Annotated in this window: 14 protein-coding genes; 8 read left to right on the top strand and 6 right to left on the bottom strand. The window is 35.1% G+C overall.

Features of this window, described 5'->3' with window-relative positions; all coding sequences use genetic code 11:
• Positions 1–13: 13 nt before the first annotated feature.
• From ffh to BLV84_RS07460, 4 genes are all read right to left on the bottom strand, one after another.
• On the bottom strand, positions 14–1,342 hold the full coding sequence (gene ffh / locus BLV84_RS07475; RefSeq protein WP_093243913.1) for a signal recognition particle protein: 1,329 nt from the start codon (positions 1,340–1,342) through the stop codon (positions 14–16).
• A 133-nt stretch (positions 1,343–1,475) separates the two neighbouring features.
• Positions 1,476–1,982, bottom strand: coding sequence for an inorganic diphosphatase (locus BLV84_RS07470; protein ID WP_093243909.1), 507 nt, complete (start codon positions 1,980–1,982; stop codon positions 1,476–1,478).
• A gap of 77 nt (positions 1,983–2,059) precedes the next feature.
• Positions 2,060–4,552: a DUF5686 and carboxypeptidase-like regulatory domain-containing protein gene (locus BLV84_RS07465; RefSeq protein WP_093243905.1), complete on the bottom strand. Its 2,493-nt coding sequence runs from the start codon at positions 4,550–4,552 to the stop codon at positions 2,060–2,062.
• A gap of 65 nt (positions 4,553–4,617) precedes the next feature.
• Entirely contained in the window at positions 4,618–5,598 is a 981-nt protein-coding gene (locus BLV84_RS07460) for a pyruvate dehydrogenase complex E1 component subunit beta (RefSeq protein ID WP_093243902.1), read from the bottom strand.
• 156 nt (positions 5,599–5,754) lie between these two features.
• Here BLV84_RS07460 and BLV84_RS07455 point away from each other — a divergent pair, with 156 nt between their 5' ends.
• The 8 genes from BLV84_RS07455 (at position 5,755) to fabD (ending at position 13,016) form a co-directional block, all read left to right on the top strand.
• Positions 5,755–6,501 carry an electron transfer flavoprotein subunit beta/FixA family protein gene (locus BLV84_RS07455; RefSeq protein ID WP_093243898.1) on the top strand — a complete coding sequence of 249 codons (747 nt, stop codon included), beginning with the start codon at positions 5,755–5,757 and terminating at the stop codon, positions 6,499–6,501.
• A 12-nt stretch (positions 6,502–6,513) separates the two neighbouring features.
• On the top strand, positions 6,514–7,482 hold the full coding sequence (locus BLV84_RS07450) for an electron transfer flavoprotein subunit alpha/FixB family protein (RefSeq protein WP_093243893.1): 969 nt from the start codon (positions 6,514–6,516) through the stop codon (positions 7,480–7,482).
• 96 nt (positions 7,483–7,578) lie between these two features.
• Complete coding sequence (locus tag BLV84_RS07445; RefSeq protein ID WP_093243889.1) at positions 7,579–8,184, top strand: bifunctional nuclease family protein; 606 nt, start codon at positions 7,579–7,581, stop codon at positions 8,182–8,184.
• A 3-nt stretch (positions 8,185–8,187) separates the two neighbouring features.
• Positions 8,188–9,876 (top strand): NupC/NupG family nucleoside CNT transporter, encoded by a 1,689-nt coding sequence (locus tag BLV84_RS07440; RefSeq protein WP_093243885.1) that lies wholly within the window; start codon positions 8,188–8,190, stop codon positions 9,874–9,876.
• Between the two features lie 23 nt (positions 9,877–9,899).
• On the top strand, positions 9,900–10,724 hold the full coding sequence (locus BLV84_RS07435; protein WP_093243881.1) for a thymidylate synthase: 825 nt from the start codon (positions 9,900–9,902) through the stop codon (positions 10,722–10,724).
• A gap of 2 nt (positions 10,725–10,726) precedes the next feature.
• Complete coding sequence (locus BLV84_RS07430; protein WP_093243877.1) at positions 10,727–11,224, top strand: dihydrofolate reductase; 498 nt, start codon at positions 10,727–10,729, stop codon at positions 11,222–11,224.
• Positions 11,225–11,226: 2 nt separating this feature from the next.
• Positions 11,227–12,066 (top strand): fructosamine kinase family protein, encoded by an 840-nt coding sequence (locus BLV84_RS07425; RefSeq protein ID WP_093243874.1) that lies wholly within the window; start codon positions 11,227–11,229, stop codon positions 12,064–12,066.
• A 65-nt stretch (positions 12,067–12,131) separates the two neighbouring features.
• Positions 12,132–13,016: an ACP S-malonyltransferase gene (gene fabD / locus BLV84_RS07420; protein ID WP_093243871.1), complete on the top strand. Its 885-nt coding sequence runs from the start codon at positions 12,132–12,134 to the stop codon at positions 13,014–13,016.
• A gap of 80 nt (positions 13,017–13,096) precedes the next feature.
• Here fabD and BLV84_RS07415 read toward each other — a convergent pair whose 3' ends face one another.
• Together BLV84_RS07415 and BLV84_RS07410 are read right to left on the bottom strand one after the other, a co-directional pair.
• Positions 13,097–13,951, bottom strand: coding sequence for a mechanosensitive ion channel family protein (locus BLV84_RS07415; RefSeq protein WP_093243867.1), 855 nt, complete (start codon positions 13,949–13,951; stop codon positions 13,097–13,099).
• Between the two features lie 88 nt (positions 13,952–14,039).
• Positions 14,040–15,155, bottom strand: a complete 1,116-nt coding sequence (locus BLV84_RS07410) for a DUF2914 domain-containing protein (protein WP_093243864.1) — start codon at positions 15,153–15,155, stop codon at positions 14,040–14,042.
• Positions 15,156–15,157 lie beyond the last annotated feature (2 nt).

Here is a 15,157-nt window from a genome sequence, read left to right as displayed (position 1 = left end):
TCTTCGGGAGTTGCTACTTCATATTCTTCATCATTTGCATCATTTTTTTACCACCACCGCCTTGCATCATCTTCATCATTTTACTCATTTGAGTAAACTGTTTTAAAAGCTGATTCACTTCTTGAACTGAAGTTCCTGAACCTTTTCCAATTCTTCTTTTACGGCTGGCGTTAATCACATTAGGATTTGAGCGTTCATCTGGCGTCATTGAGTGAATAATTGCTTCAATATGCTTAAAAGCATCATCATCAATATCCATGTTTTTCATCATCTTGCCAGCACCTGGGATCATTCCCATCAAATCCTTCATGCTTCCCATTTTCTTGACTTGCTGGATTTGCTTTAAGAAATCATCAAAACCAAATTTGTTTTTCGCAATTTTCTTTTGAATCTTTCTCGCTTCCTCTTCATCATATTGTTCTTGTGCTCTTTCAACAAGAGATACGACATCACCCATTCCCAAAATACGATCGGCCATACGTGATGGATGGAAAACATCAATCGCATCCATTTTCTCACCAGTACCGATAAATTTGATCGGTTTATCAACTACTGATTTAATAGAAATTGCAGCACCTCCACGCGTGTCACCATCAAGTTTTGTTAGAATAACACCGTTAAAGTCAAGCACATCGTTAAAGGCTTTTGCTGTATTAACAGCATCTTGACCCGTCATGGCATCAACAACAAAAAGTGTTTCTTGTGGTTTAATGGTTTGATGAATTTCGGAGATTTCATTCATCATTTGTTCATCGATTGCTAAACGACCAGCGGTATCGAGAATGACGACATTGTGTCCGTTTTCTTTTGCGTGAGCAATGGCTGCTTCAGCAATCTTTACTGGATTTTTCTCTTCTTTATTTGAAAAAACATCAACATTAATCTGCTCACCAACAACGTGAAGCTGATCAATCGCTGCAGGACGGTAAACATCACAAGCAACTAATAATGGTTTTTTTGTCTTTTTATTTTTAAGAAAGTTTGCAAGTTTCCCTGAGAAAGTTGTTTTACCAGACCCCTGTAAACCAGACATCAAAATAACACTTGGCTGACCGCTTAAATCAACACCTTCAGCATCACCGCCCATCAATTCGGTCAATTCGTCTTTCACGATTTTGACCATCATTTGGTTTGGTTTTAATGTATTCAATACATCTTGCCCTAGTGCTTTTTCTTTTACCGTGTTTGTAAAATTCTTTGCAATTTTAAAGTTCACATCGGCATCAACTAAAGCTCTTCTGACTTCTTTTAATGTTTCTGCTACATTGACTTCAGTAATTTGCCCATGTCCTTTAAGGACGTGAAATGCCTTATCTAACTTATCGCTTAAACTATCAAACATAATCTTAAATTGATTTTGAGCACAAAAATACGGATTTGTATTCTATTTGCGAAGTTTTTTAAAAAGGTTATTAATCAAAAAACCACCGTCGTGATGAGGGTGGTTTATTATCTCTTAAAAATTGACTTTAAACTTAAATGCTAAAGTTATTTTTTACTTTATCACTCTCTTCGTAACGCTTAATCGCTTTTTCAACAAGCTCTTTTGCTTCATTTTCATCTCCCCAATCACCAATTGTAACTTCTTTGTCTTCTAAATCTTTATAAACAGTAAAGAAATGCTTAATTTCTCTTGTTAAATGTGGATTGATATCTGAAAATTTCTGGATTGCCTCAGACATTGGATCATCAATTGGCACACAGATAATCTTCTCGTCTGGTCCTTTCTCATCTGTCATGTGTAAAACACCAACTGGTTTTACTTCAGCAACACAACCAGGGATGACTGGATTTGTAAAAAACACTAAAACGTCAAGTGGATCTTTGTCTAAAGCTAATGTTTCTGGTACAAAACCATAATCAGCTGGATAAATCATTGATGTATGTAACATTCTGTCAAAACGAATTCTTTTGGTATCAAAATCAAATTCGTATTTATTTCTACTTCCTCTTGGAATCTCTATAAAAGCGTCAAAAGTCATATTTCTGTAATTAAATTATATGAAAAAATATAGGCTTGCAAAATTAAGAAATCTTTGGATATTAAAGTCTTTTTAACTTAAAAATAAAAACCGAAACCGCCAGTCATTCCAAAATTTCGAACATCTGGTAGTGACCTGTAGTTTCCTCTGAAGTGAAAATCGAGTCGGAAAATTCTAAAAATATTGCCAACACCAAAGCTATACGACCAATAAGGCTTTCTGTCTGGCGCAACCAAAACAGGGTTTGTAAACGAAGCATTGAGTGCTTTATTTTCATCTGACAACTCGCCATAAACTGCTCGAAAGCTAATAATTTCACGTAAATCTAAATCTCTTAATCCCGGAATTCTTGAAAATAAACGTCCATTGAAGTTGTGTTCCATGTGCAAACTCACATAAGAATCTGTCACAAACTCATAGTAATCTAATAAAGGAAAAGTTCCTAAAATCGAAAATAAAGTTTGGTTTCCAGGAACAACATCTAACAAACCAAGCGGGACTTCTCCATAGGTTTTACCGGCTTCAAAGGTGGATGTAAATTTACCAAAACCTCCAACTTGAATCGGCTGACGATAGAAAAACTGAACTTTATCATAATCAAAATCACTTCCGAATGGCCCTGACATTCCATGTGAGAAATTTAAAAATAACTCCGCATAATCTTCATCATTCAGGACAAACTGCTCTACTCCATAACCCGTTGTTTTCCGACCAGGTGTATATTTAATGAGTGTGGAAAACTCGGTTTGTTTGGTCACTTTAGAAATTTCTGTTTGCGCTTCATCCTCGTAATAAGCAATGCTAAAATCCTTTGAAGCTGACTCTAAGGTTCTGTAAGTTGACCCAAATCGCACTTTAAAATTTTCGAATGGCTCAAAAGACAAAGCCAAACTCGTCAGATTAATATTCGTTAAACTCGAGTTAGAGCCGACTGTTAAGACTGATGATGACGCTAAGCTTCGCCCAAGTACATCTGATGTATTGGTTAAGCTTGCACCGAGTTGCTCAACATCACGCCGGTTTCCGCCTTCAATAGTTAAGCGTGTTGGGATATCAATTAAATATTTTGCAGAAGCGCCATATTTGAATTTATCATCTTTAAAACCGTAAGCCAAAAAGCCTTGCAATCTAAATCTGTCATTCTGGCTTTGGTATGTTCTTCCACCAGCTCGTAATCTTACACCTTCAACATCATTAAATCCAAAAGTTGAAAAAACTGGACCGTAATCCCAGCCATCAAACTCCCAATAATTCGTTGCCAAAACAGTACCTATACTGTAAATACGTTTAAAAGCATCTACTGTTTTAAGCGTGTCAAGCATTTTATAAACTTGGCGTTCATCTTTATTTAAAGATTCCATTCTGTTTTTATCCCAGAATTCATCTTCTCTGAAATAGACACTATCGTTATATATTTCAGATTGGTTTTTATAGAATTCTTTAGGTCTATCAACATCAAATTTATAATGATCGTAAAGCGTTGTTCTTTTCCCATAAACCCCACGTGACTCTTCTTTTTTTCTAAAAGTAAAGTCCGTCATAAAGTGATCTCGTGTAATCAGGAAAATAGAATCATTAAGCACATCAAATTCTTGTTCAATATAAACCTCTTTTACCCAGTTAATATTGGCGCCTTTATTCATCGTCATATTGATTTCCTTGATCGCCCATGTTGTATCATTCACCCAAAAATCACCCTTAAAAGTCAGTTCGCCTTTTCGACGGGGATAGTAAACAATTTTATAGCAATATTTATCGCCAATATAAGCTGAATCTGACAACACATAATTGTAATTATCAATTCCAGTTCTTGATAGCGGACTCACAAAACTTTTATCAAAAAACTTGATATAGTTATTATAAATATCGTAATCGTTATAGAGATCCTTGATGTACTGAATCAAGCTTTGGTTATCGCTAAAGCCTGAGTTTTTATTTCCTTTTAAAACTTCTTTTTCTTTATTGTGAACATTTGAGCCATAAACTGCTGAAAGTGCTTCATTCAGAAAAATTGGTAGATATGTTTTACCAGTCACAGCATTTGTATCGACTTGATCAAAAATAAACTCCATTCCATTAAAAATTTTGGAATTGATCAATGAACTGTCTATTGTATTAATATCAAATTCGAGTTTTTCATATTTGTCGTACTCGTAATAATCAAATTGCTTGACACCGTTTTGACGTTTATTTTCCCATATTTTACGAAGAATATCAATGGCGGGATTATTCTTCTTTGAAGTTTTACCACTGTAAACAATCACTTCTTGAAGTGCTTCAGAATCACTAGGCAAAGTAATTTCTAAATTGTAGGTAGAAGACTTTGTGAGCTCAATATCTTGGGTTTTAAAACCGACGAAAGAAACCCTCAGTAAATTGTATTTTTTATCAGATTCCAAATAAAATTTTCCGTTTTCGTTAGTGATTGTTCCTATATTAGAATCAACCAAAATAACATTGGCATAAGGGACTGGCTCTCCATCTTCGTCAAAAACACGGCCGCTCACTTTTGTTTGCGCAAAACTAACGACAGAAAAAAGGAGTGTAAAAAGAACAAGAAATTTCTTCATATAAAGTAAAAAGCTTCATTTACAAGCGAATGCAAATGAAGCTTAAAAATTTGAAATATTATAATTTAAATATATAAAACTTTCTTCACCGCCTTGATGACATCATCACTATTTGGCAACCATTCTTTTAATAAATTAGGAGAATATGGTGTTGGTGTATCAGCGGTATTTATCTTAACAATAGGAGCATCTAAATAATCAAAAGCTTTATCTTGAACTTGATAAGTGATTTCGGTTGACACATTACCAAAAGGCCAAGCTTCTTCTAAAATAATCAAGCGGTTTGTTTTCTTAACAGATTCAATAATTGTGTCATAATCAAGCGGACGAACAGTTCTGATATCAATCACCTCACAAGAAACATCGTTTTCTTCAGCTAATTGATCTGCAGCTTTATAAGCTTCTTTAATAATCTTTCCGAAAGAAACAATTGTTACATCACTTCCTTCTCTTTTAATGTCAGCTTTCCCGATAGGAATTGTATATTCTTCTTCAGGCACTTCACCTTTATCACCATACATCTGCTCACTTTCCATAAAAATAACAGGATCATCATCACGGATTGCTGATTTCAGTAAGCCTTTAGCATCATAAGGATTAGAAGGAACAATCACTTTAAGCCCTGGCGTATTTGCATACCAGCTTTCAAAAGCCTGTGAGTGCGTCGCTCCTAACTGCCCTGCTGAAGCCGTTGGCCCACGAAAAACAATAGGAATATTAAATTGTCCGCCTGACATCTGACGCATTTTAGCAGCATTATTGATAATTTGATCGATACCAACCAAAGAGAAGTTAAAGGTCATGAACTCGACAATCGGTCGGTTGCCATTCATTGCCGCACCAATACTAATACCTGTAAAACCAAGCTCAGCAATTGGTGTATCAATCACACGTTTAGGACCAAATTCGTCCAACATACCTTTTGAAGCCTTATAAGCACCATTGTACTCAGCAACTTCTTCCCCCATTAAATAAACAGATTCGTCTGCTCGCATTTCTTCGCTCATGGCTTCCGCTATAGCTTCTCTAAATTGGATTGTTCTCATTATGCTTTTAAACTTTTAATTTCTTGAATTGACAAAAATACTAATTCAATTGTCGATTTGCTAAAAGATTTTTAGAAATATTTATTATGCATGCATAGGAAATTTAGTCTAAAAAATTTATATTCGCAGAAGTAAAAATGATAAAATCTTTTTAAGATGAAAATATTAGTATGTATAAGTCATGTTCCTGATACAACTTCAAAAATAAATTTCACGGAAGATGACACGAAATTCGACACAAACGGTGTTCAATTTGTGATCAACCCAAATGATGAATTCGGCTTAACAAGAGCTATGTGGTTTAAGGAAAAACAAGGCGCTAGCGTTGATGTCGTCACTGTTGGTGGCAAAGATACAGAGCCAACTATCCGTAAAGCTTTAGCAATTGGTGCTGACACTGCAATTCGTGTTGATACTGAAGCTTTAGAAGGCTTTCAAGTTGCAAAAGAATTGGCAAAAGTTGCAAAAGATGGTGGTTACGACTTAATTATTGCTGGACGTGAATCTATTGATTATAATGGTGGAATGGTTCCAGGGATGTTAGCAAAATTAATCGACGCTAATTTCATCAATACCTGTGTAAGTTTAGAAGTTGATGGTGATAAAGCAACTGCTGTCCGTGAAATTGACGGCGGTAAAGAAACTTTAACCTCAAGCCTTCCATTAGTGATTGGCGGTCAAAAAGGTTTGGTTGAAGAAAGCGATTTGAAAATTCCAAACATGAGAGGAATTATGATGGCGCGTAAAAAGCCTTTAAATGTTGTTGAACCTGTTGGAGCAAACTCTCAAGCTTCGACTAAAAAGTTTGAAAAACCAGCTCCAAAAGGAGATATCAAAATGGTTGATGCAGACAACATTGACGAACTCATCGACTTATTACATAACGAAGCGAAAGCTATTTAAATCCAGAAAATTATGTCTATTTTAGTTTATACAGAAACAGAAAACGGTCAGCTTAAAAAATCTGCATTTGAAGTTGCTTCTTATGCAAAAGCTGTTGCGGACCAACTTGGCGAAAAAGCTGTAGCCGTCACAATAAACGCAGAATCAACTAACGAACTTGCCAACTATGGTATTGATAAAGTTTTAGAAGTTAAAAATGATAAATTAGCTAAATTTAGTGCTGATGCTTATGCAGAAACATTAAAAAATGCAGCAAAGCAAGAAGGATCTAAAGTTGTTGTTTTGAGTCAAAGTGCCAACGCTAAATATTTAGCGCCACTTTTAGCTGTTGATTTAGAAGCAGGCTATGCTTCAAACGTCACTGAACTTCCTCAAACAGATGGTGGTTTTACTGTTAAAAGAACAGCCTTTACAAACAAAGCATTTAACCAAACCTCAATTGACACTGATGTTAAGATTATCGGTTTATCAAATAATGCATTTGGTTTAAAAGAAAATAAATCAGAACTCGAAAAAATTGAATTTGAAGCGCAAGTAAGCGATGAAAATTTCGGTATTAATGTCGAGTCTATTGATAAAAATACTGATAAAGTGAGCATCGCTGATGCAGAAATTGTTGTCTCAGGAGGTCGTGGTTTAAAAGGCCCTGAAAACTGGGGAATGATTGAAGAATTGGCTGAAGTTCTTGGCGCAGCAACAGCGTGCTCTAAACCAGTGAGTGATATGGGTTGGAGACCACATGCTGAACACGTTGGACAAACAGGAAAGCCTGTTGCATCTAATCTTTACATCGCAATCGGTATTTCAGGTGCAATTCAGCATTTAGCAGGTGTCAGTGCTTCAAAAACAAAAGTTGTCATCAATAATGACGATGAAGCACCATTCTTTAAAGCTGCTGATTACGGCATCGTAGGAGACGCTTTCGAAGTTGTCCCAAAATTGATTGAAAAACTCAAAGAATTCAAAGCGAATAACGCATAATTTTTATAAATTGTGCCCTTCTAAAGGGCAATCTAAATAAATGCCTTTTTATTTAGATTGCCCTTTTTTATCTTTAGGTCATCAAGAGAACAAATAATGGAATTAATTACGCTCAACATCAAAGGAATTTCTTACAGCCAAACGCAAACTGGTGCTTATGCATTATTGTTAAGCGAAGAGGATGGAAAAAGGCAATTACCAATTGTTATCGGGGCTTTTGAGGCACAATCAATTGCAATTGCGTTAGAAAAAGAGCTTAAACCTCCAAGACCTTTGACACATGATTTGTTTAAAACCTTTGCAGATCGATTTCAACTCAAGGTTACAAAAGTCATCATCCATAAATTGATTGATGGTATTTTCTACTCAAGTTTAATCTGTGAAAACAATGACAAAGAAGAAATTATTGATGCAAGAACAAGTGATGCCATTGCATTAGCATTAAGGTTTAACGCACCGATTTTCACCTATCCTAACATATTAGATAAAGCAGGAATAGAGCTTCAGAAATCAACAATGAAAGAAAAACAAACCGAAGATGAACAGATTGAAGATGTTGATTATTTTGAGGAAGAATCTTCAGAAAACGAATTATCACACTTAAGCCAAAATCAGCTCAATGAGCTTTTAAATAAAGCTGTGAAAGAAGAAAATTATGAGAAAGCTGCAAAATTAAGAGACGAGATTTCGAAAAGAAGTTAAAATATGAAAAACATTTTTTTAAGCTGTGCTTTAGTTTTAGCAAGCTTTAGTTTTGGTCAAAGCATCTCAGGAAATTGGGAACTAGAGTCGGACAAAGACTCTCTAGCAAAAGAATTACAATTAGATTTTGAAAAATTAGAAATTGTAAGTTTTAAAAACGAAAAAGCAAGCTTTCAAACAAGCTTCATCGTTAAGAATGACTCGATTTATTTTAAAAATCCAATTAATGGCCTTTCTTACCAAGCCTATAAAATTGATCAAAAAGACTCTGGACTTCAGATATCAAACAATACAGAAACTTTAGGTTTTATCAAAACACCTGAACTTCAAAAAATCCCAACTCAAGAGGATGATGAAGCTGCTGCAAACATAAAAGAAACAATTCCGCATCAAGGTTTTAGTTTTAATAGCTTATGGCGTGGCGTTTTAGGAATGATCAGTATTTTATTCATCGCCTATTTGTTTTCATCGAATAAAAAAGCCATCAACTGGAAAACAGTTGGCGCTGGTTTAACAGCTCAACTACTCCTTGCTATCGGTGTTTTAAAAATTGGCTTTGTACAAGCTGGGTTTGAATTTGTCGGAAATATTTTCGTCAAAATTTTAGAATTTACTGCAGCAGGAAGTGAGTTTTTACTTGGCGGTTTGATGGATGTTGAAAGTTATGGTTACATCTTTTTATTTCAAGTGTTACCAACCATCATTTTCTTCTCAGCCTTAACCTCTCTTCTTTTTTACTTGGGCGTTATTCAAATTGTTGTCAAAGGGATGGCAAAAGTATTGACAAAAGTTTTAGGAATTTCAGGCGCCGAAAGTTTGAGTGTCGCAGGAAATATTTTCTTAGGTCAAACCGAATCTCCTTTGATGATTAAAGCCTATTTAGAACGTATGACAAGATCTGAAATTTTACTTGTGATGATTGGCGGAATGGCAACTGTAGCTGGTGGAGTTTTGGCAGCATACATTGGTTTTTTAGGTGGCGATGATCCTGTTGCACGTTTGGCTTTTGCAAAACATTTATTGGCAGCTTCAGTCATGGCAGCCCCTGGCGCCATTGTTATTTCAAAAATACTTTACCCACAACAAGATAAAGTCAATCCTAAAGTTGAAGTCTCAATTGATAAAATCGGATCAAATATGTTGGATGCGATTGCCAACGGTACAACAGAAGGTTTAAAACTTGCTGCTAACGTTGGTGCGATGCTACTCGTTTTTGTCGCTTTAATTGCGATGATCAACTATGGTCTTGGCGTTGTTGGTGATTGGACTTCCTTAAACGGACTCATCGCTGAAAATTCACCTTATGAGAGTTTTTCTTTAGAAGCTATTTTAGGAACTGTCTTTGCTCCACTTATGTGGCTTATTGGTGTTGCCAAAGAAGATGTGATGCTGATGGGGCAACTCCTTGGCATCAAACTAGCAGCTAGTGAATTTGTTGGTTATATTCAACTTGCTGAACTTAAAGATGCTTCAAATGCAATTAGTTTAGGTTATGAAAAGTCAATTATCATGGCAACTTATATGCTTTGTGGTTTTGCCAACTTTGCTTCCATAGGTATTCAAATTGGTGGCATTGGCTCATTAGCTCCAGGACAAAGAAAAACATTATCAGAATTTGGATTTAAAGCCTTGATCGGTGGAACTTTAGCATCATTAATGTCTGCGACAATTGCAGGGATGATAATTGGTTAAGTTCATTCTTAATAATAATTCTCATGAAACAGTATCACGATTTAATAAAACATGTTCTCGAAAACGGCACTGACAAAGGTGACCGAACAGGAACTGGAACGCGAAGTGTTTTTGGCTATCAAATGCGTTTTGACTTGGCTGAAGGTTTTCCTTTAGTCACAACAAAAAAAATCCATGTTAAATCTGTTATTCATGAATTACTTTGGTTTTTAAAAGGTGATACGAACATCAAATACCTAAAAGAAAACGGCGTTAGAATCTGGAATGAATGGGCTGATGATCATGGAAATTTAGGACCTGTTTACGGACATCAATGGCGTAACTGGAACAGCGAAGAAATAGATCAAATCAAAGAATTAATCGACACTTTAAAGAAAAATCCTAATAGCAGACGCATGCTGATTTCGGCATGGAACCCGAGTGTTTTACCAGATACTTCACAGAGTTTTGCTGAAAATGTCGCCAATGACAAAGCCGCTTTACCTCCTTGCCACGCATTCTTTCAATTTTATGTGGCTGATAATAAACTATCTTGTCAGCTTTATCAACGTAGCGCTGATATTTTTCTTGGCGTGCCTTTTAATATCGCATCTTACGCTTTACTAACAATGATGATTGCGCAGGTTTGTGGTTTTGAAAATGGAGATTTCATTCATACTTTTGGTGATGCACATATTTATAATAACCATTTTGAGCAAGTGAAACTTCAGCTTTCGAGAGAACCTAAAGCTTTGCCTAAAATGGAAATGAATCCTGATGTTTCCTCTATTTTTGATTTTACATACGAGGATTTCACTTTAAAAAATTACGATCCTTACCCATTAATAAAAGGTCAAGTTTCAGTTTAGTTATGACAAAACTTATCTCCATCGCTGCCATTGCAGAAAACAATGCTATTGGTAAAGACAACACTTTGATGTGGCATTTACCAGATGATTTTAAACATTTTAAAAAAACAACATCTGGACATTATATCATCATGGGTCGCAAAACATTTGAGTCTTTCCCTAAACCCTTACCAAATCGCACTCACGTGATTATTACACGACAAAAAGATTATCAAACCAACGATTCTCATATTGTTGTTGATAGTTTAGAAAAGGCTATAAATGCTGTTCCTACACAGGAAGAAAAAGCATACATAATTGGTGGTGGAGAAATATATAAAGAAGCCATGGAAAAAATTGATGAACTTGAAATCACAAGAGTTCATGCAGATTTTGATGATGCTGAAACTTTTTTTCCTAAAATCAGCGACCAAAAATGGCAAGTTATCAAGGAAGAATTTCATGCTAAGGATGAAAAACATGATTACGCTTTCACCTACCAAACTTTCAAAAGAGTTTAATTATGCGTGAGCTCCTCACAAAAATAGCTCAAGATGATAAAATAGAATTGCGCTCAGCAAAACAGCTACACGGCGGAGATATCAATCAAACATATTTATTAGAAACAACTTCAGAAAAACTTGTGATTAAAATCAATCGCAAACATCGTTTTCCTGACATGCTTCAGCGAGAAGCTAATGGTTTAGAAAAGCTTCGAGAAACGAATACTTTTTATATTCCTGAAGTTTTCAAAGTTGGGGAGCATCATCAATTTCAATATTTGATTTTAAATTATATCAATTCACATCAAGCATCGGATTATTCTAATTTTGGTCAGCAATTGGCAGAATTACATCAGCTCAGCAAAGATGATTTTGGCTTAAATGAAGACAATTACATCGGCCAATTAAAGCAAAGCAACTCAACTGAAACATCAGCCGTTGACTTTCTGATTAATCAACGTCTGTTACCTCAACTCAACTTGGCACTTCAGAAAAAGTACGATCTTAAACAGATAGATTCTTTCTTAAAGCAAATCGAACATCTGATTCCTGAACAAAAGTCCAGTTTAATTCATGGCGATTTATGGTCAGGAAATTATTTATATTCAAGGAAAGAAGGTTTTTGTTTAATTGATCCTGCCATTTCATACAGCCTCAAAAATTTTGATCTTGCAATGATGAAACTTTTCGGTGGATTTTCATCAGAAGCTTTTGAAAGTTACTATGAAATTCTGCCAGAAGCGCGAGAAGAAAAAGATCATTTAGATGTTTATCAGCTTTATTATTTACTCGTCCATCTCAATTGTTTTGGTCAAGCTTATTTTTCAAGATGTCAAGATATCATCTCTAAATATGCTTAAATAAAAATAAAATTGCCATAAAGTAAGAAACTGACTACATTTGCTTTTGATAAAACAAAGAATTTATGAAAGCATACGTTTTTCCAGGTCAAGGTGCACAATTTTCAGGAATGGGATTAGATCTCTATGAAAAGTCGCCAGAGGCTCAAGAACTATTTGAAAAAGCAAACAAAATATTAGGTTTTAACATTACAGATATTATGTTTGAAGGCTCTGCAGAAGACCTCAAGCAAACAAAAGTGACACAACCTGCCATCTTTTTGCATTCAGTTATTTTAAGTAAATTGATGGGTGAAGATTTTAAACCAGATCTTGTTGCTGGACATTCTTTAGGAGAATTTTCAGCGCTTGTGGCTAATGGAACTTTATCTTTTGAAGATGCGCTAAAACTTGTTCATAAAAGAGCACTTGCCATGCAGAAAGCTTGTGAAAATCAGTCATCAACAATGGCTGCTGTTTTAGGTTTGGAAGATGATATCGTAGAGGATGTTTGTCAAACAATTGATGGTGTCGTCGTCCCTGCCAATTACAATTGTCCAGGACAATTAGTCATTTCTGGAGAAACTGAAGCTGTAGAAAAAGCTTGCGAAGTTTTAAAAGAAAAAGGTGCAAAACGCGCCATGTTGCTTCCTGTTGGTGGTGCTTTCCACTCTCCACTAATGGAGCCTGCACGAGAAGAATTAGCAAAGGCGATTGAGGAAACAACTTTTAACCAACCCAATTGTCCTATTTATCAAAATGTGACAACAACAGCTGTAACAGACCCTGAGGAGATTAAAAAGAATTTAATCGCGCAGCTTACAGCACCTGTCAAATGGACACAAATCATGAAGCAAATGCTTGAAGATGGTATGGAGTCTTATACAGAAGTTGGCCCTGGAAAAGTTTTACAAGGATTACTTAAAAAAGTAGATCGTCGATTCCCTACATCAAGCGCAAGCATAGAATAAGTTTTAGAAATAAAATTAAAAAACCGCAGCTTTGAAAAATTCAATTCTGCGGTTTAGTTTTTTATACGAATTGTATTTAATTATTTCTGTTTTTCATGGGAAACAATTTCAGTTTGAAATTGGTTGGCTTCAATTTTTTGTTTTGGAATCGGGATTTCAATACCTTCTTCATCAAGTGCTTTTTTAACAGCCTCAAGTTGATCCCAATAGACATCCCAAAATACTTCAGATTTTGTCCAACAACGCGCTGTAATCACTAATTGATATTCGCCTATTTTATCGAGCCAAGCATCAGGCGCTGGATCTTTCAATATATCGGGATGTTTGCTTAAAGTTCTCAATAAAATTTCACGAATGCGACCCATATCCTCACTATAATGAAACTTCAAATCAAGTTCAACACGTCGATAAGGATTCATACTTCTGTTATCAACATCGCTGTTAGAAAGATTACCATTTGGCATGGTGACGATACGTCCATCGTAAGTTTTGACACGTGTGTAGAGGATATCAATTTGTTGCACAAAACCCAAAACACCATTCACCTCAATTAAATCACCAACTTTAAAAGGTTTAAATACCAGAATTAAAACACCTCCGGCAAAATTTGATAAACTCCCTTGTAATGCGAGACCTATAGCAATACCTGCGGCTCCAAAAATCGCGAAAAAAGATGATGCTTTAATCCCTATGATGGAACCTATAATAAAAATTAGGACTCCCCAGAGTAAAAATACGGAAAGGCTTTCTATGAATGTTTGTAGAGAAAGTTCAGTTTTTGATTTTTTAAGCAATTGCCTAAGAGATCGCATAAGAAGCTTGATGACAAATAAGCCTATTACAAAAGCAATAATTGCATAAATAATACGCGGCCCGATATACAAAAGTAGATCTATAAAATCATCTTTGAGATGTAACCAAAATTCTTGATCCATTATCTGTTTTTTATAAAGATTATTACAATATAGACTAATAAGGATAGAATATAAAAAGTGAGGCCTATAAAATTAGATGAAATATGAATTAGAATATTTTTTGAATTAATCCTTTTGGTTGTTTTGATTCATCAAATATTATTTCAAAATCAATGACGCCTAAAATTAATTCTTCTTCTGTAATCACTTCAACTTTCCAGGTTCCTTCTTTTACATTCTTTTTAAATGTATATCCGCGATAGCCATCTCCTCGACCACCAGTAATTTTGTAACCAATATCTTCTATCAACTCCCAATCATCTGTTTTTTCATCAAACCATTTCCAACGGTGAAAAACTTTTTTTTTAATTTGCGTTGGTGCAAAAATGGAAGTAAAAATATAGACTTTTTCTCCAGGTGATGAAATGAATTTCAACCTATGATCCCGCCAAAACACATACCAATCGTCAGTTTCATAAGTAACGATGTATTCTTGATCATTTTTTTCAACATGATGAGCAGCCATCCCCTCTTCAAGAGATAATGGAACAGGTGGAATCAAATTAAAGAAGTAAAAAGTATTAATCATCAGATAAATACCAAAAATAAAACTCAGAATTTTCTTAAGCTTCACCTCTGCTCTTGTACTCGGACTCCGATAATAAATTGTCATTAAAAGTAAGAGGGTCAAAATCAAACTCACTAAACCAGAAAAAATAAAAACACCAGTATTCATCATCTTGACAAACACAGGAATGATGAATGTAAAAAAAGTAAAGCTCACGAAAAAATAAACACTAAACTGGAGATATTTATTTGAGATTCGCTTTTTTAAAAACTCATTGGCAATCAATAAACCAACAAGAATAACAAAGAAAAATATGGTTTTGGATAAGGAAACACTTCTAGAAAAATAAATTACAAAAGCACTAGAAAGCGCACCAAAAAAGAACTGAATGGCTAATGGAAAATAAAGCTGAAATCGCTCTAAAAAAGTGTTTCTCCACTTCCCATCATCAGCTAAATTATAGAGATACAAAACGACTGTTAGCGAGGTCATGTGCAAGCACAAAACCACCAAATCGTAAAGTCGATCGATGCGTCTGAGCGTCAAGGAATCGAAAATAAATCCGCCAATGAAAAATAAAAGAGGTGCATATTTTTGATGTTTTCTTAAAAACTGCCTAAAACGACTTTTTCTGTATGTTTCTAAAACTTTATTCATCC

The sequence above is a fragment of the Psychroflexus halocasei genome (genome assembly GCF_900107595.1).
GTDB classification, from domain to species: domain Bacteria; phylum Bacteroidota; class Bacteroidia; order Flavobacteriales; family Flavobacteriaceae; genus Psychroflexus; species Psychroflexus halocasei.
Note: the sequence above shows the minus strand (reverse complement) of the source record. Positions and strands in the feature narration are given on the sequence as shown.